General features: G+C 55.9%; 23 protein-coding genes. 13 read left to right on the top strand and 10 right to left on the bottom strand.

Translation table 11 applies throughout. The features are described 5' to 3' along the window. Positions 1–47: 47 nt before the first annotated feature. Positions 48–659, top strand: coding sequence for a bifunctional nicotinamidase/pyrazinamidase (gene pncA / locus AAC620_RS10765; protein WP_340244911.1), 612 nt, complete (start codon positions 48–50; stop codon positions 657–659). On the opposite strand, the gene AAC620_RS10760 is transcribed toward pncA, so the two are convergent. Beyond that, positions 648–1,742: a THUMP domain-containing class I SAM-dependent RNA methyltransferase gene (locus AAC620_RS10760; protein ID WP_340244909.1), complete on the bottom strand. Its 1,095-nt coding sequence runs from the start codon at positions 1,740–1,742 to the stop codon at positions 648–650. The two genes, pncA and AAC620_RS10760, sit on opposite strands and share 12 nt — an antisense overlap. Before the next feature lie 67 nt (positions 1,743–1,809). Here AAC620_RS10760 and pncB point away from each other — a divergent pair, with 67 nt between their 5' ends. Further along, the gene (gene pncB, locus AAC620_RS10755; RefSeq protein WP_340244907.1) at positions 1,810–3,102 is read left to right on the top strand and encodes a nicotinate phosphoribosyltransferase; all 1,293 of its coding nucleotides are present in this window, start codon (positions 1,810–1,812) and stop codon (positions 3,100–3,102) included. A gap of 4 nt (positions 3,103–3,106) precedes the next feature. Here the strand turns inward: pncB and AAC620_RS10750 are convergent, their stop codons facing one another. The 3 genes from AAC620_RS10750 to arfB form a co-directional block, all read right to left on the bottom strand. After that, positions 3,107–3,826: a hypothetical protein gene (locus tag AAC620_RS10750; RefSeq protein ID WP_340244905.1), complete on the bottom strand. Its 720-nt coding sequence runs from the start codon at positions 3,824–3,826 to the stop codon at positions 3,107–3,109. After that, a complete protein-coding gene (locus tag AAC620_RS10745; RefSeq protein ID WP_340244903.1) occupies positions 3,813–4,328 on the bottom strand; it encodes a hypothetical protein in 516 nt (171 codons plus the stop codon). The genes AAC620_RS10750 and AAC620_RS10745 overlap by 14 nt, the downstream gene beginning before the upstream one ends. A 126-nt stretch (positions 4,329–4,454) precedes the next feature. Beyond that, positions 4,455–4,871 carry an alternative ribosome rescue aminoacyl-tRNA hydrolase ArfB gene (arfB, locus tag AAC620_RS10740; protein WP_340244902.1) on the bottom strand — a complete coding sequence of 139 codons (417 nt, stop codon included), beginning with the start codon at positions 4,869–4,871 and terminating at the stop codon, positions 4,455–4,457. Positions 4,872–5,248: 377 nt separating this feature from the next. Between arfB and AAC620_RS10735 the strand changes: the two genes are divergently transcribed. The 6 genes from AAC620_RS10735 (at position 5,249) to AAC620_RS10710 (ending at position 10,536) form a co-directional block, all read left to right on the top strand. After that, positions 5,249–6,193 (top strand): calcium/sodium antiporter, encoded by a 945-nt coding sequence (locus AAC620_RS10735; RefSeq protein ID WP_340244901.1) that lies wholly within the window; start codon positions 5,249–5,251, stop codon positions 6,191–6,193. Positions 6,194–6,207: 14 nt separating this feature from the next. Further along, on the top strand, positions 6,208–6,987 hold the full coding sequence (locus AAC620_RS10730) for an SDR family oxidoreductase (protein WP_340244899.1): 780 nt from the start codon (positions 6,208–6,210) through the stop codon (positions 6,985–6,987). Positions 6,988–7,297: 310 nt separating this feature from the next. Beyond that, positions 7,298–9,184 carry an excinuclease ABC subunit UvrC gene (gene uvrC, locus AAC620_RS10725; protein WP_445322465.1) on the top strand — a complete coding sequence of 629 codons (1,887 nt, stop codon included), beginning with the start codon at positions 7,298–7,300 and terminating at the stop codon, positions 9,182–9,184. An 18-nt stretch (positions 9,185–9,202) separates the two neighbouring features. Next, entirely contained in the window at positions 9,203–9,817 is a 615-nt protein-coding gene (gene pgsA, locus AAC620_RS10720) for a CDP-diacylglycerol--glycerol-3-phosphate 3-phosphatidyltransferase (RefSeq protein ID WP_317656587.1), read from the top strand. A gap of 4 nt (positions 9,818–9,821) precedes the next feature. Continuing rightward, positions 9,822–10,070 carry a molybdopterin converting factor subunit 1 gene (gene moaD / locus AAC620_RS10715; RefSeq protein WP_317656585.1) on the top strand — a complete coding sequence of 83 codons (249 nt, stop codon included), beginning with the start codon at positions 9,822–9,824 and terminating at the stop codon, positions 10,068–10,070. A gap of 4 nt (positions 10,071–10,074) precedes the next feature. Then, positions 10,075–10,536, top strand: coding sequence for a molybdenum cofactor biosynthesis protein MoaE (locus AAC620_RS10710; protein ID WP_340244895.1), 462 nt, complete (start codon positions 10,075–10,077; stop codon positions 10,534–10,536). 1 nt (position 10,537) lies between these two features. Here AAC620_RS10710 and AAC620_RS10705 read toward each other — a convergent pair whose 3' ends face one another. The 3 genes from AAC620_RS10705 to ubiA all read right to left on the bottom strand — a co-directional run bounded on the left by AAC620_RS10705 (position 10,538) and on the right by ubiA (position 13,750). After that, positions 10,538–10,855 (bottom strand): hypothetical protein, encoded by a 318-nt coding sequence (locus tag AAC620_RS10705; protein ID WP_317656582.1) that lies wholly within the window; start codon positions 10,853–10,855, stop codon positions 10,538–10,540. After that, positions 10,852–12,732 (bottom strand): OmpA family protein, encoded by a 1,881-nt coding sequence (locus tag AAC620_RS10700; protein ID WP_340244892.1) that lies wholly within the window; start codon positions 12,730–12,732, stop codon positions 10,852–10,854. Before AAC620_RS10700 ends, AAC620_RS10705 begins: the two co-directional genes overlap by 4 nt. Before the next feature lie 64 nt (positions 12,733–12,796). Then, complete coding sequence (gene ubiA / locus AAC620_RS10695; protein ID WP_340244891.1) at positions 12,797–13,750, bottom strand: 4-hydroxybenzoate octaprenyltransferase; 954 nt, start codon at positions 13,748–13,750, stop codon at positions 12,797–12,799. Positions 13,751–13,761: 11 nt separating this feature from the next. Between ubiA and AAC620_RS10690 the strand changes: the two genes are divergently transcribed. From AAC620_RS10690 to AAC620_RS10680, 3 genes are read left to right on the top strand one after another with little or no spacing between them, the layout of a single operon-like run. Beyond that, entirely contained in the window at positions 13,762–14,502 is a 741-nt protein-coding gene (locus tag AAC620_RS10690; protein ID WP_340244889.1) for a 16S rRNA (uracil(1498)-N(3))-methyltransferase, read from the top strand. Beyond that, positions 14,489–15,028: a hypothetical protein gene (locus tag AAC620_RS10685; RefSeq protein ID WP_340244887.1), complete on the top strand. Its 540-nt coding sequence runs from the start codon at positions 14,489–14,491 to the stop codon at positions 15,026–15,028. The genes AAC620_RS10690 and AAC620_RS10685 overlap by 14 nt, the downstream gene beginning before the upstream one ends. Before the next feature lie 20 nt (positions 15,029–15,048). Continuing rightward, entirely contained in the window at positions 15,049–16,419 is a 1,371-nt protein-coding gene (locus AAC620_RS10680; RefSeq protein ID WP_340244885.1) for a glutamate--cysteine ligase, read from the top strand. Here AAC620_RS10680 and plsY read toward each other — a convergent pair whose 3' ends face one another. From plsY to AAC620_RS10665, 3 genes are read right to left on the bottom strand one after another with little or no spacing between them, the layout of a single operon-like run. After that, a complete protein-coding gene (plsY, locus tag AAC620_RS10675) occupies positions 16,420–17,025 on the bottom strand; it encodes a glycerol-3-phosphate 1-O-acyltransferase PlsY (RefSeq protein ID WP_340244958.1) in 606 nt (201 codons plus the stop codon). Next, complete coding sequence (pyrC, locus tag AAC620_RS10670) at positions 17,019–18,302, bottom strand: dihydroorotase (RefSeq protein ID WP_340244883.1); 1,284 nt, start codon at positions 18,300–18,302, stop codon at positions 17,019–17,021. The genes plsY and pyrC overlap by 7 nt, the downstream gene beginning before the upstream one ends. Next, positions 18,299–19,255, bottom strand: a complete 957-nt coding sequence (locus tag AAC620_RS10665; RefSeq protein WP_340244881.1) for an aspartate carbamoyltransferase catalytic subunit — start codon at positions 19,253–19,255, stop codon at positions 18,299–18,301. Before AAC620_RS10665 ends, pyrC begins: the two co-directional genes overlap by 4 nt. A 133-nt stretch (positions 19,256–19,388) precedes the next feature. Here AAC620_RS10665 and AAC620_RS10660 point away from each other — a divergent pair, with 133 nt between their 5' ends. Both AAC620_RS10660 and moaB read left to right on the top strand, forming a co-directional pair. Continuing rightward, entirely contained in the window at positions 19,389–20,213 is an 825-nt protein-coding gene (locus AAC620_RS10660; protein ID WP_340244879.1) for a uracil-DNA glycosylase, read from the top strand. Next, a complete protein-coding gene (gene moaB, locus AAC620_RS10655; RefSeq protein ID WP_340244878.1) occupies positions 20,210–20,752 on the top strand; it encodes a molybdenum cofactor biosynthesis protein B in 543 nt (180 codons plus the stop codon). The genes AAC620_RS10660 and moaB overlap by 4 nt, the downstream gene beginning before the upstream one ends. The last annotated feature ends 82 nt before the right edge of the window (positions 20,753–20,834 follow it).

Below are 20,834 nucleotides of genomic sequence, written 5' to 3'. Positions count from 1 at the left end.
TCAACCCTTAGGTGATGCGTCACGCTGCCCTATACGGAGACCATGGTATGAAACCCGATACTCACGCGCTTTTGGTGATTGATGTGCAAAATGACTTTTGCGAAGGCGGTGCCTTGGCTGTGCCTGAGGGCAGCGCGATTGTAGCGGGGATCAACGCCTTGATGGATGACTATGCCGCCGTGATCCTGACCCAAGATTGGCATCCCGCGGATCATTCCAGTTTTGCAAGTCAGCATGAGAGGCGCGCGCCCCTAGAGATGATTGAGATGCCCTATGGCCCACAGGTTTTATGGCCTGATCATTGCGTGCAAGGCAGCGCAGGGGCGGAATTTCATCCAGAACTTCGCACAAACCGTGCGGATCTGATTATTCGCAAAGGGTTTCGGCCTGCCATCGACAGCTATTCTGCGTTTTTCGAAAATGATCACCAGACCCCCACGGGGCTTGAGGGATATTTGCGCAATCGTGGGATCACGCATCTGACTATGGTCGGATTGGCGACAGATTTCTGTGTCAATTATTCCGCGCAAGATGCCGCAAAACTAGGGTTTGCGGTCGATCTGCGCCGCGATTTGTGTCGCGCGATTGATCTGGGCGGATCATTGGCGACAGCTTTGGATGACATGGCCGCTTTGGGTGTGATGATGTCAGAGGGCTGATTGATAGAGTTTGACTGTTAACCCACCGAAGGCCACGGGGCGGCTCACCTCTGACCACGTCAAACCTGTGGCCTTGGCTAACCCTTCGTCCGATGTGACCATGCCAAATTGCCATCCCGTGAACCGTTCGCGCATGACCGCACCAATGGCGCCGTAAAGCCCAAACAACAATTTGCGATTGCCAATCCGCGCGCCATAGGGCGGGTTCAGAATGACCAACCCTTTTTGCTGTGTCGGTGGTTCAAGCGCGCTGAGGGGCTGACAGGCAAAGCTTGTCCATTCCGCAACATCTGCCCGCTCGGCATTGGCGCGCGCGCCTGTAATGGCCCCTTGGTCGCGGTCGAACCCGTAAAATTGCACGGCCTCAGCCTCGCGCGAGGAAAAATTGCGGCGCATTGCAGACCAATCAGCACTCTCAAATCCGGCAAGATCTTCAAACGCAAAGCGGCGTGCACGCCCTGCGGGCAACCGCGCGGCAATCTCGGCGGCCTCAAGCAAAAACGTGCCAGAGCCACACATCGGATCAACCACAGGCATCCCGCCATGATAGCCGCAGGCCCGCAAGAACGCGGCAGCAAGGGTTTCTTTCATGGGCGCTTTGCCGATGAATTCCTTGGCGCCCCGTTTGTGCAAGCTCTCGCCAGATGTATCGAGGCTGAGTGTGCAAAGATCATCTTCGATGCGCAGTTTAACAACAATCTGCGCCTCAGGGTTCGGCGTGCTGCCAAGCGCCGCGCTGATTGCCCCCTCAATTCGTTCCGCAGCTGCGCGTTGGTGGTAAATCTTTGATTTGCGACAGGTGGCCTCAACGCGCCAAGCTCGATCAGGTCGCAAAATGCTGGCCCAATCCAATTTGCGCGCGCGCTTGTCCAATTGTGCCAGATGCATCGCGCGGAATTCCGCGATACGGATCAATACGCGTCCCGCGCTGCGCAGCCACAGATTGGCACGCATTGCTTCAGCGAAATCACCCTGACAGATCACACCCCCTGCCACAGATTGCACACCCAAGAAGGATAAGCTGCGCGCCTCCTCGGCGAGGATATCCTCCAATCCTGGGGTGCCTTGCAGGAAAATTTCCATCGCTCTTGCCTTTATGGCCTATGATTTGCTCTAAACGGCGCGAAACACGCCTGCTTGGAGCCTAGCCATGGTCGATATCGCCACCCGTGTCCATAACCATCGCTGGAGGATTGACCCGATCGTGCGCTCGCTGATCGACACGGATTTCTATAAATTGCTGATGTGTCAGTCAGTCTTTCGCAATCGGCCCAAAACCCAAGTCGCATTTTCACTGATCAATCGCACAACGCGCATCCCGCTTGCGCATCTGATTGATGAGGGTGAATTGCGTGAACAATTGGATCATATCCGCACCCTGCGCCTGACGCGGGGCGAAAGCACGTGGCTGCGCGGGAATACGTTTTACGGCAAGCGCCAGATGTTCCGCCCCGATTTCATGGAATGGTTCGAGGCGCTGCAACTGCCCCCCTACCATCTGGAACGGGTGGGGGATCAATATGAGCTGACCTTTGAAGGCGCATGGCCCGAGGTGATGCTTTGGGAAATCCCCGCGCTTGCAGTTTTGATGGAATTGCGCGGGCGCGCTGTCTTGAAAGACATGGGTAAGTTCGAGTTGCAGGTGCTCTATGCCCGCGCGATGACGAAGCTTTGGGAAAAAATCGAAAGAATGCGCGCGATTGAGGGGTTGCGCATCGCTGATTTTGGTACTCGCCGCCGCCATTCCTATCTGTGGCAGGATTGGTGTGTGCAGGCGATGATCGAAGGTTTGGGGGATAAATTCGCGGGCACCTCGAATTGCCATATCGCGATGAAGCGCGACATTGAGGCCATTGGGACGAATGCGCATGAATTGCCGATGGTCTATGCCGCCTTGGCCCGCGATGATACGGAACTGGCTCGGGCGCCATATGATGTGCTTGCGGACTGGCATGAAGAACATGATGGCAATCTGCGCATCATCCTGCCTGACACCTATGGCACGGCAGGGTTCCTCAGGAACGCGCCCGATTGGTTGGCGGGTTGGACGGGTATTCGTATCGATTCAGGCCAACCCGAGGCAGGGGCCGAGGCCGCGATTGACTGGTGGAAATCGCGCGGCGAAGACCCTACGCAGAAATTGGTGATCTTCTCGGACGGGTTGGATGTCGACCGCATCGCCGAGCTGCACGCCAAATTTTCAGGCCGCGTGCGCGTGTCCTTTGGCTGGGGCACGCTTCTGACCAATGATTTCCGCGGGCTGGTCGAGGGCGATGCACTCGCCCCCTTCTCGCTGGTCTGCAAAGCCATCCGCGCCGACGGCCGCCCCACGGTCAAACTCTCCGACAACCCCGAGAAAGCAATGGGGCCAGAGGAGGAGATTGCTCGGTACAAGCGCGTGTTCGGGGTGGGGGAACAGGAGCGGGTTGAGGTGGTGGTTTAGGGAATTAATACTTTTCGAAAACATTCATCAAAAGCGTTTCGATATGAGCGGCAGATTTGTTTACGGACACTTTCAGGCTGTTGGGGTGTCCGCAGCCATTGCGGAGATCGAGGCACTTTTTCAGTTCCGCTTTCACGTTCTTTCCGATAATCGACAGGGCCTCGATGCGATCCAAGAAGTCGCCTTCGGCCATTTTTCCAATGTCGTCCTGCGATGCGGCGGTCTTCCATTTCCCATTGACCCGACTCGCCTCGGCATTGAACGCAGCAAGGTGATTCTGATGGACGTGCTTCTGCAAGACATCAACCGCGCCCAACCACGACATAACAATTGCCGAGCGATGTAGCTCAGCCTCATGGCACTTGATGGCCTCTTCGACAAAGTCGCGGGTTTGCTGATCGGTTATTTTGGCTAGATGGGCGCGCAAATCAACAGCGACTTGCATAGCAGCCGGGCTGATCGACGCCACCCCAAGACCGCGAACGTGCATACGCCCGGCATCAGTCAGTTCCCAGCCCGAAGTGCGGATGGCTTTGCCCTTGGACGCCCCAAGGGTGGCGGAGACGTTCCATTTCCGCATAGCGCGAAAGCCCGCCGCCTCAGCAAGGTCATTGATTTTGGAAACAGGCACAGGCTCACCCTGCGTGGCGAGGACAAGCAAGACCTTGTCGAGCTTGGAAAGGTCTTTGTGAAGCCATTGCTTTAGCTCGTCAGATTTCAGCAACCTTAGCCTCAATTCGCTTTCGTTCTTTTGCGCTCAGAGCGTATGTATCTTTCGCAATTTGACGTATTGTCTTTGCCTTGGTCAAGTTTCCAAGATTCTGGGACATATTGCCGCTCATGTTTGAGTTGTAATAAGCTGTCGCACCTTTCATCTCGTTAAGTATCTCATTCCGTGTCGCGGAAGCCTTCCTCTGCACCAACTCTAGTTGTGCCATTGCGCAGATTACGAGTTCCGGGCCGGTCTTTGCCTCCAAATGCGCAGCAATCGTGTTGGTCGAGAAGGTATATTGCCCACCGACCACGGCGGTACCGTTGCTTACACCATTTGCAGGCGGCGGCTGAACGGGGGCCTCAATCTGCGGGGTGACTTCCTCTGGCATTTTTGCAGCCATGTCGCCCATTGTGACCAACAGTGCCTCAATGCCACCTGTCAAAAACGATGGGTCGCCTTCATATTCGATTTCCATCGAGCCGACCTTAATTCTGATCTTTGCGCCATTCATGAAGTTCTCACAGTCTTTTCTCGGGGCAGAGCTATCTTGAAATAACATTTACAATTTATGCACATTTTTCAAGAATTGTTGTGAAGGTATCAAGGCGTGCGCCAAAGGAAATTCGACCTTAGACAACTACCCCTCCACCTTCCCCCGTCCTGCCTTCACCTCGGCGCGCACCTTCTTCGCCTTGATCCGCCGTTCCACCGATCCCTTCGTGGGGCGGGTCGGGCGGCGGGGTTTGGGGGCCACTAGGGCGGCGCGGATCATCTCGGTCAGTCTTTCGCGGGCGATCTCGCGGTTGCGGGCTTGGCTTCTGGTGTCTTGCACAAAGATCACCACCGCGCCGTCTTTCGTCCATTTCTGGCCCGCGATGCGTTGCAAGCGGCGTTTGACGGGCGCGGGCAGATGGGGGGAACGGGCGGCCTCGAACCGCAATTCCACTGCCGTTGAAACCTTGTTCACATTCTGACCGCCTGGCCCTTGGGCGCGGGTGAAGCTTTCGGTCAATTCCCAATCGGCAATGGTGATCTGGTCGGTGATGGTCAGCATCTGGGTCTGCCTTGCGGGTTTGTGCGGGCATCATAGCGGGCAAAGGCGGATAATCCCAGTGACGATCCTTCGCCCCAAGCCCATAAGATTTCGCAGATGACGCCCCTTGTTTGAAGGGGGGGGCATCGTTACATGAGGGGCTATGATGAAAAGACCACTCCGCCCTCATCTTGCACAAGCCCCTTGGTCCTTTGTTTTGGGGCGGATTGATTTGTGATGCTTAAGATCATCAGCCTTTTTCTAATTTTTATGGCCGTGCTTGCCATGTTTGGAAAGCTGCGCCTGCCCAAGTTCAAATCGCGCAAGCCGCGCTTTCCCCCAGATCCCCTAAAGCGTGATCCGCTGAGACGTGATCCGAGAGACGAGGACAAACCTGAATGACCGCGCATATTGCCTTGGCTGTTTTGGGCTTGGTGATCCTTGTTCTTGCGGGGGATGCGTTGGTGCGGGGGGCTGTCAACCTTGCGTTGCGGTTGGGCATTTCGGCCTTAGTCGTCAGCCTGACCGTGGTGGCCTTTGGGACATCTGCGCCAGAATTGTTGGTGTCGATCCAAGCAGTGCTTGGTGATGCACCAGGCTTGGCGTTGGGCAATGTTGTGGGGTCGAACATCGCCAATGTTCTTTTGGTCTTGGGGTTGCCCGCAATTATTTCCTGCCTTGACTCCAGTGTCTCGGACACGCGCAAGAATTACATTTTCATGCTCTGCGCCAGTTTGGTCTTTGTCGTGCTTGCGTTTCTGGGGCCCTTTGTCTGGTGGCACGGTCTGATCCTTCTGGCGGTTTTTGCGCTAATATTGGGGGATCAAATTCGTCACGCCTTTACAGGTGATGCGCCCGAGGAATTACCCGAAGAATTGGAAGAAGCTGATCCGTCCATGCCCTATTGGAAGATTGGCATTTATCTTGGGCTTGGCTTGATTGGTCTGCCTTTGGGGGCGGATCTCTTGATTGATAGCGCCACAGAAATCGCACGCGCCTTTGGCGTGTCGGAGGTGGTCATTGGCTTGACCCTTGTGGCCCTTGGCACCAGTTTGCCCGAATTGGCGACATCTGTGATGGCTGCATTGCGGAAACATGCAGATGTGGCCTTGGGCAATGTAATTGGCTCGAACATCTTTAATTTGGTTTTTATTTTCGGGGTCGCGCCATGGTTTGGCGCCATTCCCGTGGATAGTGAATTCCTGCGCTTTGATCTTTGGGTGATGTTGGGCACTTCGCTGATCTTGCTGCCTTTCGTGTTTTTCCGGTGGCGCATGGGGCGCGCGGTGGGACTTCTCTTTGTGGCGCTCTATATCGGCTATGTAAGTTTCTTATTGCACTAGTCGGAGGTTCACAGATGCCCGCAGCTTTGGTGACAGGCGCAGGTCAGCGCTTGGGTCAGGCAATGGCGATTGCATTGGCACAGGCGGGTTACGATGTGGCGATCCATTATGCCTCATCCCGCGAAGGGGCTGAGGCGACCGCGGCAGCCGTTCGGGCTGCAGGGCGTCAGGCGGTTCTGGTGCAGGCCGATCTTTTGGACGAGGCGGCGACACAGGCCCTTTTGCCTGAGGCCCATGCGTCAATCGGGGCGCCTTTTTCGGTTCTGGTCAACAACGCCTCCATATTCGAGCATGATACATTCGGGGGCCTCACCCGCGAGAGTTGGGATCGGCACATGAATTCCAACTTGCGCGCGAGCGTGGTCTTGTCCGAGGCTTTTGCCGCGCAGGCCCCCAAAGCCGTTCAAGATAGCGGCGGTGAGCCGCGCGCAACCTCAGTCATCATCAACATGATCGACCAAAGGGTGCATAAGTTGACCCCCGATTTTGTCAGTTACACATTGGCAAAATCCGCATTGTGGACATTTACCAAAACCGCCGCGCAGAATTTAGCGCCCGATATTCGCGTAAATGCCATTGGGCCCGGCCCAACATTGCGTGGGGGACGGCAGGATGCAGCTGCCTTTGCCCGCCAGAGACAAGCTACAATTTTGCACCGTGGCGCCGATTTGGACGATATCACCGATGCGCTCATCTATTTGGTGAAAGCTAAGGCTGTGACAGGCCAAATGATCGCCGTGGATGGGGGGCAGCATCTGGCTTGGGCGACCCCTGATGTTATAGGGACAGAATAGGTCTAATTTTTAATCATGATTAGAGTTTTCCACCGGGTCTCCTTAGGTAACGTTTAGGTAAAGTTTAAGTAACGCTTTGATCACAAAGCCCCGCTGGAAAAGAAAATAATTAACAAATTCAAATAGTTAAAAAGACGCCTAAAAATTGTGCAACTCACGGAACCCTCCGAAAAACAATGAAAAATTTCGATGCTTCAAGGGTTTTCCGCAGGTTTATCCACAGGTTTAGTGGACATATTTTCCCTTGAACTTGGCTGCTCTTCGTTGCAGCGCGAATTGGAATCAGGGCAAGCTTTGCATCATGGATGACATGTTAGAAAACAGCGTGGAAATTAGCCCCTCAGGAGATGCGCCGCGGCAGGGGCATGAGGTCATCCGCGACTACCTTAAGACACTAGATCAAAGCCCTGGTGTTTATCGCATGCTCGATGCACAGAGCCGCGTTTTGTATGTTGGCAAGGCGCGTGCCCTCAAGCGGCGGGTGTCGAATTATGCGAAACCCTCGGGACATAGTCCGCGTATCGCGCGGATGATTTCGGAAACTGCTTCGATGATGTTTCTGACCACGCGCACCGAAACCGAGGCGCTGTTGTTAGAGCAAAATCTCATTAAGCAGCTCAAGCCGCGATACAATGTTTTGCTTCGTGACGATAAAAGCTTCCCGAATATCGTAATCGGGGCTGCGCATGATTTTCCGCAAATCCGCAAACATCGAGGGGCGAAGACGGAGAAAGGGCAGTATTTTGGCCCGTTTGCATCGGCGGGGGCGGTTAATCGCACGTTGAACCAATTGCAAAAAGTGTTCTTGCTGCGCAATTGCAGCGACACGACTTTTGACAGCCGCACGCGGCCCTGTTTGCTTTACCAGATTAAGCGGTGTTCTGCGCCATGTGTTGGCTATATTAGCGCATCAGATTACGCCGCGAGCGTGGCTGATGCCGCGCGGTTTTTGCGCGGGAATTCCACCGAAATTCAAGAGCAGCTTGGCGCGCAAATGGCCGAGGCTGCCGAAGCGATGGAATATGAGCGCGCTGCAGCGTTGCGCGACCGCATTCGCGCGCTGACGCAAGTGCAAGGCACCCAAGGGATCAACCCGCAAACTGTGCGTGAGGCCGATATCATCGCCTTACATATGGAGGGCGGTCAGGCCTGTGTTCAGGTCTTTTTCATCCGCGCCAACCAAAACTGGGGCAACCATGACTATTACCCGCGCTTGGGTGGTTCTGAATCCCCCGATGAGGTGATGGAGGCCTTTTTGGGCCAGTTCTATGATAACAAGGAACCCCCACGCCAAGTGATCCTGTCGCATGGGCTGGAGGAGGCCGATCTGATGGAGGCCGCCTTGGGCCAAAAGCGCGGTGGAAAGGTTGAGATCCTCGTGCCACAGCGTGGCGAAAAGGCGGAATTGGTTGAGGGGGCATTGCGCAATGCCCGCGAAAGCCTTGCACGGCGTATGGCCGAAAGCGCCACCCAAGCAAAATTGTTGCGCGGTTTGGCCGATGCGTTTGGCCTAGATGGCGCGCCCGCGCGCATAGAGGTTTATGACAACTCGCATATCCAAGGCGCGCATGCCGTTGGGGCCATGATTGTTGCGGGGCCAGAGGGCTTTCTCAAAAGCCAATATCGCAAATTCAACATCCGCGGGGATGATCTTACCCCCGGGGATGATTTTGGCATGATGAAAGAGGTTCTAACGCGCCGCTTTCAGCGCCTCCTTAAGGAAGACCCTGACCGCAAATCCGATGCTTGGCCTGACTTATTGCTTATCGATGGTGGGGCGGGGCAGATCAGTGCTGTTGCCGAGATCATGGGGGATCTAGGTGTTGACGATGTGCCCTTTATCGGTGTCGCCAAAGGTGTCGATCGTGATGCGGGCAAGGAAGAGTTCCACCGCTATGGGGCGCGTCCCTTTGCGCTTAAGCGCAATGACCCTGTGCTCTATTTTATCCAACGCCTGCGCGATGAGGCGCATCGCTTTGCGATTGGGGCGCATCGCGACAAACGATCAAAGGCGATTGGCGCGACCCCGTTGGATGAGGTTCCCGGCATTGGCGCCACCCGCAAGCGGGCGCTTTTGGCCCATTTTGGAAGTGCTAAGGCCGTGTCGCGCGCAGATTTGGCAGATCTTAAGGCGGTAGAAGGAATCTCAGATCGGATGGCAGAAACCATCTATGCCTTCTTCCATGACGGGGCGTGAGCGGATAAGATCGAACCTATGACATGGACACTTCCAAATATTCTGACGGTGCTTCGCCTGTTAGCCGCGATTGCGGTTGGTGTGGTGTTTGCAATCTTTCCGCGTCCGATTGCCGATTGGGTGGCATTGATCCTGTTTATCGGCGCGGCCACCACCGATTATCTGGATGGATATTTGGCCCGCAAATGGGCGCAAGTTTCCCGTTTCGGTGCCATGCTTGATCCGATTGCGGATAAGGCCATGGTGGTGATCGCCTTGGCAATCTTGGTCGGGCTGTTTGATCTATCCGTGGCCCTGATCACACCTGTTGTTCTTATCCTATTTCGCGAGGTCTTCGTCTCGGGCCTGCGCGAATTCTTGGGCGCGGATGCAGGGCGACTAAAGGTTACAAAACTCGCCAAATGGAAAACCATGGTGCAGATGGTTGCGATTGTCTTGATGTTCTTATGGGCGATTGCAGAGCATAATATGCACAATGACCATTCATTTGGCACCTTTGGCTTACATGTGCTGCGCGATGCTTTGGCGTGGGGCGGCATGGGGATGTTGTGGCTTGCAGCCGTTTTGACCTTTGTCACAGGGTTTGATTACTTCCTCAAAGCCTTGCCATTCCTCAGTGACCAGAAAGGCTGACGGGATGATTGAACTGAGATATTTCGCATGGTTGCGCGAACGCATTGGCGCGGATCGCGAGATGATCAACACCGATGCGGCAACAATCGCCGATTTGATTGCTGAGCTGCGTGGTAAATCTGACGCGCATGACTTGGTCTTTTCGGATCTATCCTCTGTGCGCGCGGCGGTTGATCAGGAATTGGTCGATTTGGATCATCCCGTTCAGGGCGCGCGCGAGATTGCCTTCTTCCCACCAATGACGGGGGGCTAGGGTCATGGCGGTAGATGTCCGCGTCCAGTCTGCGCCGTTTGATTTGGGCGCTGAGATTTCGGATTTCGCCGCAGCCGCAACGGGTGCGGGCGCTGTCGTCAGTTTCACAGGTCTGGTGCGCGATTTGCCCGATCAAAGCCTCGCTCACATGGAAATAGAGCATTATGCAGGCATGACTGAAAAAGCACTCGGTGCAATCGCCGCCGAGGCGCAAGCGCGTTGGCCGTTGATCCGTGTCTTGATCATCCACCGCTATGGCAAACTTGTGCCGTCAGACCAGATCATGATGGTTGCGACCGCTTCGCCCCATCGCAAAGCAGCATTTGAAAGCGCTGATTTCCTCATGGATTATCTGAAGTCCCGTGCGCCATTCTGGAAAAAAGAAGCGCGCCACGATGGGCGCGCGGATTGGGTAGAGGCCAAAGACGAAGATGAGGCCGCGCTTGCCCAATGGGTAAAATCTTAGATTAAGATTTCTCCAACTTACTGCGCAGATGGTCGTTTTCGCTGCGGGCTTCACGCAACCCTTCCATCGCGGCGCGCAACTCGGCTTCGGTTTGGGAAAGCTGCGTGGTCAATTCGCTTTCGCGCTGTTCGATATAAGTGATGGCTTGGTCGCGCAATTCTTCGGCTTCGTGCAGCGAAGCGGCGAGGCTTTCCAACTCATTCACATCTGCATCGGATACGCGCGTCAGGCGATGCACAAGCCAATTTGCGAACCACCCAAGGGCAAAGGCGATGATCAAAATGATCGTAATGGCGATAATGAATTCAGTGCGGTTCATTGTTGGGCCTCCTCGCCTGCAGGGGCTTCGGCATCTGCCGCCTCCTCGGGCGTGTCATTTTCGGCTGCGGTTCGATCAATCAGTTTAAACTCGATACGGCGGTTTTGCTCGCGGCCCTCTTCGGTGTCATTATCCGCGATTGGGTTGGCCTCTCCATAGCCGCGCGCCGATAGGTTCGACACTAGAACCCGCCGCGCCAGAAGGCCGTTTAAGACCGCATCAGCGCGGGCTTGGCTCAATGTGAGGTTCATTTCCTCGCGCCCTTGACTGTCGGTATGACCGCCGATTTCCATATCGACATGGCGGCAATCTGGCAGGATCTCAGCCAAGCGATCTAGGATTGCGCCTGTGCTTTCGTTGATTTCAATCGACCCAGGATCAAAGGTGATTTTCGTCTCTGCCAATAGATCATTGATCCGCGAAAGGCAGGTTTCAGGTGACAGCAATTCGGGTTCAGGCGCAAGGCTTGCATCCACGGTCACGTTGATCTCGAAATCTGCACCGTCAAGTTTATCTGAGAGGAGGCGTGAGGCCAGTTCGATATGATCTCGATCTGCAACACGGCCAGACAATGTCAGTTTTGCAGGGGTGATGAGCAAATCGCCGTCATGCAAAAAGGACAGCGCCTCTAAGCCTGCAAGACTGCGGACTGACCATCCTTCGGGCAAGGCTTCGTCCAAATTCGTGGCGAAATAGACATTTTCGCTGCCGAAAAGCGCCTGCGCGAAAGCTTGGTTCGCGGCTTGCAGGTTTTCATCGGGTAAGCGACCGCGCACCTGAACGGCCCCTGTTTCAGAAAGGCTTGCGGTGAATTCTGGCGCTTCTAACGCGCCGCTATCTTGGGGCGGGGGCGGTAGGATGGCCTGCAATGAGAACAGATTGGGAAGGTTGCGATCTAATTCACCCACCACCCGATCAAAAAGACGCTGCGATGTGCCCTCTTTCGCCACAAGGCTGACATCGGCGTCTGAGAAGGTGAGCGTCCCATCCCCGAGTTCTGCCAGAGCCGCAACTGCTACCTCAATGGCCCGCGCCCATTCTGTAGACGGCACGCCAAGGCCCACATCGCAGCTTTCACCTGTGGCAAGGCCTGCGGCCTCAGCCGCGGTGATAATCCTCGCCGCATTCGCCTCCGTATCTGCGGAGCAAACCTCAAGGGTGGCCACATCGCCCTCGCGGATCATACGAAAGGCAAAGGGTGTAATAACGGGACGGGGGGCGGAGATGTCGATAACCACATCCAACCCTGCCTGAGGGTAACTGTTTAAGCGGGATATTGCGCTGTCACGCTCCGCTACGCTATCGGCAACGGCCGTGACAGTCACCTTGCCCTGCATCACCGAGATTTTTGAACGTGGAAGCAAGCGCAAGGCGCGCAGCCCGTATTCAAGTGCGGCATCCCAACCTTGCGGAATAGGATAGTGAACGCTTTCCACGAGATTGGCGACTTCGACCCCATTGGTGATATCGGCAATGCGCGCGGCAATGGTTTCGCCATCGGCATCGGTTGGGATCAGTCCAATCATCGAAATGCCGTCACTGTTGCGCAACATCTCGAGCAGGAAATCTGGGGTTGAAATGCCTGCGGGGTCAGCAACGGTGATTTCATCAATCAGCCGGTCATCATCCACGACTGCCGCGGCAAGGGTCAGCGCGCGAAACCGTGCAGCCTCATTGGGGGCCTCGCCTGAAATGTGAACTTGCAGCCCGTCCCCGCGCAACTCGACCCAACTCACGCCAGATTGCTCAAGCCGCTCCTCAACCGCAGCAACTGAACGGTTTTCGATAAAGATCGCCGCGGCGATTGCCACGAGGTAAGACAACAGGCCTGCGACCAAAAAAGTTAAAACTGCTGCAAGAGAGAGCGAAATTTTCATATTGGAAATGTGATCCGAATTTATCCCCTGCGGATGGCTTAGAGATTAATCGCCCGAGGATCAATCACAGCCATGCTGCAGCGGCAAGAAATAGCCCAAAGATCAGCCCAGCATCGCGATTGCTGCGAAACAGCGACAGGCAGCGGTCGACATTGTTGATGTCCAACTGCTGCATCTGCCAGATCATATGGGCGGCAAAACCCACAACGCCGCAAAGACCCAATATTAGCGCCGCCCCTGATAGGACAACCATCACAGCCGCCGCCGCAAGGCCCGCGCTGAGGATCAAGAAGCCCCAAAGCCACTGCGCCGAATTCTCTCCAAAAAGGCGTGCGGTCGATTTCACGCCCATCAGCGCGTCATCTTCTTTGTCTTGATGGGCATAGATCGTGTCATAGAACAGGGTCCATGCAATTCCTGCGAGATAAAGAAGGAGAGGGGCAAGCGATAGACTGCCTTGATGCGCCGCCCAAGCCAAAAGCGCGCCCCAGTTAAAGGCAATGCCCAAAAACACCTGCGGCCACCATGTGAAACGCTTGGCAAAAGGATAAATCGCCACAGGCAAGAGAGCCAGAATGCCCAACCAAATTGCGGCTGACTGAAAGGTGAGCAGAATGCCAAAAGAGACGAGTGCCTGCACAACCGCCCAAATCAGTGCCCCGCGCACTGTCACCTGACCTGATGGCAAAGGGCGCGATTGGGTGCGGGCAACGCCCGCATCAATATGGCGGTCGGTGATGTCATTCCATGTGCAGCCTGCACCGCGCATGAGAAACGCGCCAATAGCGCATCCTAGTGCAATCCAGAGATCATAGACTGTGCCACCCGCAGGGTCAGCCGCAACAGAAAGCGCCAAACCCCACCAGCACGGCAAAAGCAATAACCATGTGCCAATTGGGCGATCGGCCCGAGATAATCGCAGATAGGGCCGTGTTGCGGCAGGGGCGAGATGATCGACCCAATTGCCCTGATAGGCATCGCGCACGCGACCCTCTGGCATTTGGTTATCTGCGCTCATATGATCCCCTTATGTCTCAAGCCGCCAAGATACGCCTTTACCTAGACCAGCCGCTTGCCAAAGCGCAAACACTCTCTCTCGAGCGTGATCAGGCGAATTATCTTTTTGCTGTGATGCGGCTTTCCGTTGGGGCCGAGATTTTGGTGTTTAATGGCCGTGACGGTGAGTTTCTTGCCGAAGTTGTCGAAGCAAATAAGCGCGCAGGACGGCTTTTGTGCCGCGATCAAACGCGCGCGGTTCAGCTGCCGCCTGACCTATGGCTGATTTTCGCGCCAATCAAAAAAGCGCGCACCGATTTTATCGTGGAAAAAGCGACCGAGATGGGGGCCGCGCGGATCATCCCCGTTCAGACCGAGTTCACCAATTCCGAGCGGATCAGGCAGGATCGCTTGCAAGCCCACGCAATAGAGGCGGCAGAGCAATGTGGCGGCACCTTCGTGCCTGAGGTCAGTGATCTGATGCGCCTTGATCGCCTTTTGGCGCAATGGCCTGAGGATCGTCAGATTATTTGGGCGGATGAGGCGCGGGTTGGTGTTGCTGCGGCTTTTGCGGGGCCGCAGCATAGTCAGAAATGGGCGCTATTGATTGGCCCTGAGGGCGGGTTTTCCCCGCAGGAGCGCGCAAGCCTGTCGCGCCTGCCTTTTGTTACCCCAGTCAGCCTTGGCCCACGCATTTTGCGTGCGGATACTGCTGCCGTGGCCCTGCTGACGCTGTTTCAATCGCATTTGGGGGATTGGCATGATCCGACCTGAATTGCGCCACGCCTTTGTGCGATACTCGGAGGTGATCGCAGCCCTCTGCGCAGTTGGCTTTGGCCTGTGGTTGATCACGCGCCCGAGCCCAATTTTGGGCATGGTTGGGTGGATGGTGGTTGCCGTGGCAACCACAACGGGCTTTGTCGCATGGCGGCGCGCGCGGTTTGCATCGTCTGGGCAAGGCGTGGGGGTGGTCAGCCTTGTTGAAGGGCGCATCGCCTATATGGGCCCAATTTGGGGCGGTGCCGTAGATTTGGATGATTTAGAAAGCCTTGGCTTGCGTGTGGATAAGGACAAAGATCCTGCATGGGTTTTGAAAACCCGCGACAGTGTTTTGACCATTCCCCTTGAGGCAAGCGGCGCAGAGGTTTTGTTTGATGGGTTTTCTGCCCTGCCCAAAATTTCAATGGCCGCGCTGATTGCCGCGCGCGATAAGAAACGCCTTGGCACGCAAATTCTGTGGACGCGTGGCCTTGACACGGATGGTCAGGCGGGCCAGTTCCGCATCGGTGTGCAATCATAATTCAGGCGGGAGCAGCGCCCATGTCGATACCTCAGCAAGGCGGTGGCCCTATTGAACGCGAAAGCCAATTGGCCGAGTATTTGGCCGCTGGGTGCAAGCCGCGGGATCAATGGCGCATTGGCACAGAGCATGAAAAATTTGGCTATTGCCGCGACACGCTAAACCCGCTGCCCTATGATGGCCCTCGCTCAATCAAAGCGGTGCTTGAGGGGTTGCGCGATAAATTCGGATGGGCGCCCGTGATGGAGGGCGCGCACATCATCGGCCTGACCAAGGATGGCGCGAATGTCAGCCTTGAGCCGGGCGGGCAGCTTGAACTTTCAGGTGCACCTCTCGAGACAATCCACCAGACCTGTGACGAGGTGAACCAACACCTCCGCGAGGTGCGTGATGTCGCCGATAAGATCGGGGTTGAATTCATCGGTCTAGGTGCGGCCCCGATTTGGCGGCATGAGGATATGCCAATGATGCCAAAAGGGCGCTATCGCCTGATGACAGGCTACATGGATCGCGTGGGCAGCATGGGCAAAACCATGATGTATCGCACCAGCACGGTTCAGGTGAACCTCGATTTCTCCTCTGAGGCGGATATGGTGCAAAAGCTGCGCGTGGCTTTGGCGTTGCAACCTGTCGCGACTGCGCTGTTTGCGAATTCGCCCTTTATTGATGGCAAACCCAATGGGCATAAATCATGGCGCGCCCGTGTTTGGCGTGACCTCGATGCCGCGCGCACGGGGATGCTGCCCTTTGTGTTTGAGCAGGGTTTTGGCTTTGAGGCATGGGTGCAATATGCGCTCGATGTGCCGATGTATTTTGTATATCGCGATGGGGTCTACATTGACGCGCTTGGTCAATCCTTCCGCGATTTTCTCAAAGGTCAATTGCCCGCCCTTCCAGGTGAGGTGCCGACCCTGTCTGATTGGGCGGATCATTTGACCACAATTTTCCCTGAGGCACGGGTCAAGAAATTCATCGAAATGCGCGGTGCCGATGGCGGCCCGTGGCGCAGGCTATGTGCCTTGCCCGCGTTTTGGGTGGGTTTGATGTATGATCAGACCACATTGGACGCCGCATGGGATTTGGTGAAGGGATGGGACGCTGAGACCCGCGATGCGCTGCGCGTTGCGGCATCCGTAGATGGGCTTCAGGCCGACACTCATGGGATAAAGATGCATGATCTGGCGCGTGAAGTTGTGGCGCTCTCTGAAGCGGGGTTGAAAACCCGCGCGCGCGCGGGCGCGGGTGGGCTTGTGCCTGATGAGACACATTTTCTGAATGCGTTGAAAGAAAGCCTAGAGAGCGGCAAAACCCCCGCCGATGAATTGTTGGAACGCTATCACGGCGAATGGGGCGGTGATTTAACGCGGATCTACGAAGAGTATAAATATTGATTAGGATTTCTGGCCAATTTTCGGCTCGGTGCCAGAGAGCAGTCTTTTGATATTGGCGTGGTGTCTGTTGAAAATCAGCGCAGCCAAGATGACCGTGACGACTGCGGTCTGCGGATAGCCCAAGATTGCCACGAATACAGGTGACAATACTGCTGCGATCAGCGCGGATAGGGACGAAATGCGAAACATCGCGGCCACAATCGCCCATGTGGCGCAAGCCGCAATACCTGCAGGCCAAGCAAGTGTGAGGAGCGTGCCAAGAAAGGTTGCCACCCCCTTGCCGCCCTTGAAACCGATAAACACAGGGTAGCAATGACCGAGAAATGCCGCGCCCCCTGCGACTTGTGCAGCTAAATCGCCAAACAGGGCACGTGCCACCAAAACAGCAATCGCACCTTTTCCTGCATCAAGAACCAAGGTCAGGAAAGCCGCCAGTTTATGGCCTGTGCGCAGGACATTGGTTGCGCCAATATTGCCCGACCCAATGCTGCGCAAATCGCCCAAATTGAACAGGCGCGCCATGACCAGTCCAAAGGGAACCGAGCCCAAGAGATAGGCCCCGATCCCAACGAGGCCCAATTGGATCAAGTTAAATTCAATCACGATGCGTTCCGTTCATAAATGCATTGGCCGTTGACGAAACTTGCCAAAACAATCCCTTGCAGCTGTGCGCCATCAAAGGGCGTGTTCTTGAATTTTGAGTTCAAAGCGAAGCGATCCAAAACAAAAGGTCGATTTGGATCAAACAGAATGAGATCAGCCACAGCACCTTCGGCTAAGCTGCCACCTGGGACATTAAAGCGGCGGGCGGGGTTCAAAGACAACGCTTTGAAGAGATCAGGCAGGCTCAGACCCGCCCCGTGATGCAGCCGCAACGCGGCGGGCAACAGGGTTTCAAGCCCCACTGCGCCACTGGCCGCCGCTTCATAAGGCAGCCGTTTGCTTTCTTCATCCTGTGGCGTGTGCATGGAGCAAATAATATCAATAAGCCCTTCCCGCAGCGCCTCAACCATCGCAACGCGGTCTTCCTCGGCGCGTAAGGGTGGCTTGACCTTAAAGAAGGTGCGGTAATCGCCTACGTCAAATTCGTTGAGCGTCAAATGGTGGATTGAAATACCTGCCGTAACATTCAGCCCTGCCTCTTTCGCGCGGCGCAGCGCGGGTAACGATTTCGCGGTGGAGATCTGATCTGCGTGATAGGCCACGCCGGTCATTTCAACCAATGCAAGATCGCGCTCCAACCCCATACGTTCTGCCATAGGCGACACTGCGGGCAAGCCTTTGAGAGAAGCGAATTTGCCAGAGGTTACAGCCGCCCCTTCTGACAAAATAGGATCTTGTGGATGGCCCACAATGAGCGCGCCAAGACTGCGGGCGTACACCATGCAGCGGCTGAGAACCTTACTGTCGCGCAGAACGAGGTCGCCATCGCTGAAGGCCACAGCCCCTGCATCCAAGAGAAAGCCCAATTCCGTCATCTCGCGCCCCTCACGGCCCTTGGTCAGGGCAGCCATTGGGAGGATACGCACGGGGCTTGCATCTTGCGCGCGGCGGCGCACGAACTCCAATGTTTCAGGCGTATCAATCGGGGGGGTGGTGTCAGCACGCGTGACGATGGTGGTCACGCCACCTGCGGCGGCAGCCGCGCCTGCGCTGCGGAAACTTTCCTTATGCCGTTCACCAGGCTCGCCGATTTTGACGCCAATATCGACCAGACCGGGGGCAAGGCAGGCTTCGGCGCAGTCAATGACGCGCTCTGCGTTTTGGGTCGTGTCACCCGTTCCGCGCGCTGCAATCACCCCATCTTTGACGAGAAGCCAGCCCAAATCCTCGGTGCCTGCCTCTGGGTCTATGAGGCGCGCATTTTTGAATAGGATATTCATGCCTGCGCCCCCTTTTCGGCTCGTCTGGCACGCAAGTTTTGCGCCAGCAAATCCATTGCTGCCATACGCACGGCAACACCCATTTCAACCTGCTCTTGGATCACTGAGCGATTGATGTCATCGGCGATGCTTCCGTCAATCTCGACCCCGCGATTCATTGGGCCGGGGTGCATGACAATCGCATCATCCTTGGCGGCGCTCAGCTTTTCTGCGTCCAGCCCGAAGCGGTGATAATATTCTCGTTCTGATGGGATGAAGGCGCCGTCCATGCGTTCTTTTTGAAGGCGCAGCATCATCACCACATCACAGCCTGCAAGCCCTGCTTGCATATCGTCATACATTTCCACGCCCCATTCGCTGACCCCTGCGGGCATCAAGGTGGGGGGGGCAATTAGGCGAATGCGGTTCTCCATTTTGCCAAGCAGCAGAATGTTTGAGCGCGCCACGCGGCTATGGGCAATGTCGCCGCAAATCGCAATGTTCAGGCGGTGCAAACGCCCTTTTGCGCGGCGAATGGTCAGCGCATCCAACAGGGCTTGGGTTGGGTGTTCATGCTTGCCATCGCCCGCATTCAGAACCGCGCAATTTACCTTTTCCGCCAAGAGGTTCACGGCGCCCGAATGGGGGTGCCGCACAACCAAAAGATCAGGATGCATCGCGTTAAGCGTCAGCGCCGTATCAATGAGCGTTTCACCCTTTTTCAGGCTAGACGCCGCCATCGCCATGTTCATCACATCCGCGCCAAGACGTTTGCCTGCCAATTCAAAACTGGCTTGGGTGCGGGTGGAGGCCTCGAAAAACATATTGATCTGGGTCAGCCCCTTTAAGGCATCACCATGCTTATTATCGCCACGCTCAAGTTCGGCGTAGCGATCGGCAAGATCAAGAATTGTAACGATTTCATCGGGGGCAAGTGTTTCGATACCTAAGAGGTGGTTTTGGCGAAACGACATCGGGCTCCCCCTGATCTGTCTTCCTATTTGACTGCGCCGCTTATAGGCTGTCTTTGGGGGCGGACACAACCCATCCGATAGAGGCTGTTATGGCCCATTTACCTCGCGGCGCACTGGCAGTAGCATTGTGACCATGCGCCATGACCTTGATCAGATGACCTATACCGATGCGCTTGCCGCGCTCAGTTGGCAGGTGGATTTGGGTGTGAGCGATGCGATTGAAGAAGCGCCGATCAACCGATTTGACCTTGAGCCCGAGGTGAAGCCCGCGCCCGTTTCACCAAAGGTGGCGCAGCCTAAGCCTGCACCAACACCCGCACCGAAAGCGGCCACTGTTTCAGATTTGGCCAAAGCCGCCGATGCCCTAGCACAGGCGGCACCTTCCTTAGATGCATTGCGGGCTGCAATGGCGGATTTCCATGGGCTTGATCTGCGCAAAGGCGCGCGGAATATGGTTTTCTCGCAGGGCAATCCTCAGGCCGATGTGATGGTCATTGTCGAAGCCCCAAGCCGTGCCGATGATGAGGCGGGGCAGGGTTTTAGCGATGAGGCGGGCAAACTCTTTGATGCGATGTTTGGCGCGATCGGTCTTTCGCGCTCGGCAGAGGGTCAGAGCGAGGCGCTCTATTTCACCTATGTTTCTCCGTGGCGGATGCCGCAAGATCGCCCAATCACAGAGGCCGAGCATAAGGTGCTGCGCCCTTTCTTGCTGCGCCATATCGCATTATGTGCGCCGAAGGCGGTGGTGCTGCTTGGAAACGCATCTTGCGTTTCAGCCTTGTCACAAATGGGTGTGCAGCGTCTGCGTGAGTCGGATCATATGCTTGAGGCAGGCATACATCGCTGCCCTGCTTTCCCAATTTATTCGCCCGCGCGATTGATGAACGTGCCGTTGCTCAAGCGCGAGGCATGGGCGGATTTGTTGAAACTGAAAGCGAGCCTTGGGGGCGCGAGATGAGCCGCATTGATGAGACGCGCGACTTTATCCCCATCGGCATTGCGGTTCTGGCCGTTTCTGACACGCGGGATTTGACGCAAGATAAATCTGGCGACCTTTTGGAAGGGCGGATCAAAGCGGCGGGCCATTATTTGATCCACCGCGAGATTTTACGAGATGAGCGCACTGAGATCGCAGAAAAACTGCGCGCGTGGTGCGCGGATCCTGCGGTTGACGTGATCCTGACCACGGGTGGCACGGGTCTTACAGGGCGCGATGTCACGGTGGAGGCGCATCGCGATGTCTACGAAAAGGAAATCGAGGCCTTTGGCACCGTTTTCACCATGGTATCGATGCAAAAAATCGGCACATCAGCAGTTCAATCTCGGGCAACGGGCGGGGTCAGCCAAGGCACATATCTCTTTGCCTTGCCGGGCAGTTCGGGGGCCTGCGCCGATGCGTGGGATGAAATTCTAAAATGGCAGCTCGATTATCGCCATCGCCCCTGCAATTTTGTTGAAATCTTGCCCCGCCTTGAGGAACATCGGCGCCGGAAATAGCCATGCCGCGCGTATCCTCCTGTGTGGGGTCACTATGCCGCGCTATTTCCATCGCAGTTTCGTGGTCTATTCTTATGGTAAC

This window comes from Roseobacter sp. HKCCA2468, assembly GCF_037805105.1.
GTDB lineage: Bacteria > Pseudomonadota > Alphaproteobacteria > Rhodobacterales > Rhodobacteraceae > M30B80.
Note: the sequence above shows the minus strand (reverse complement) of the source record. Positions and strands in the feature narration are given on the sequence as shown.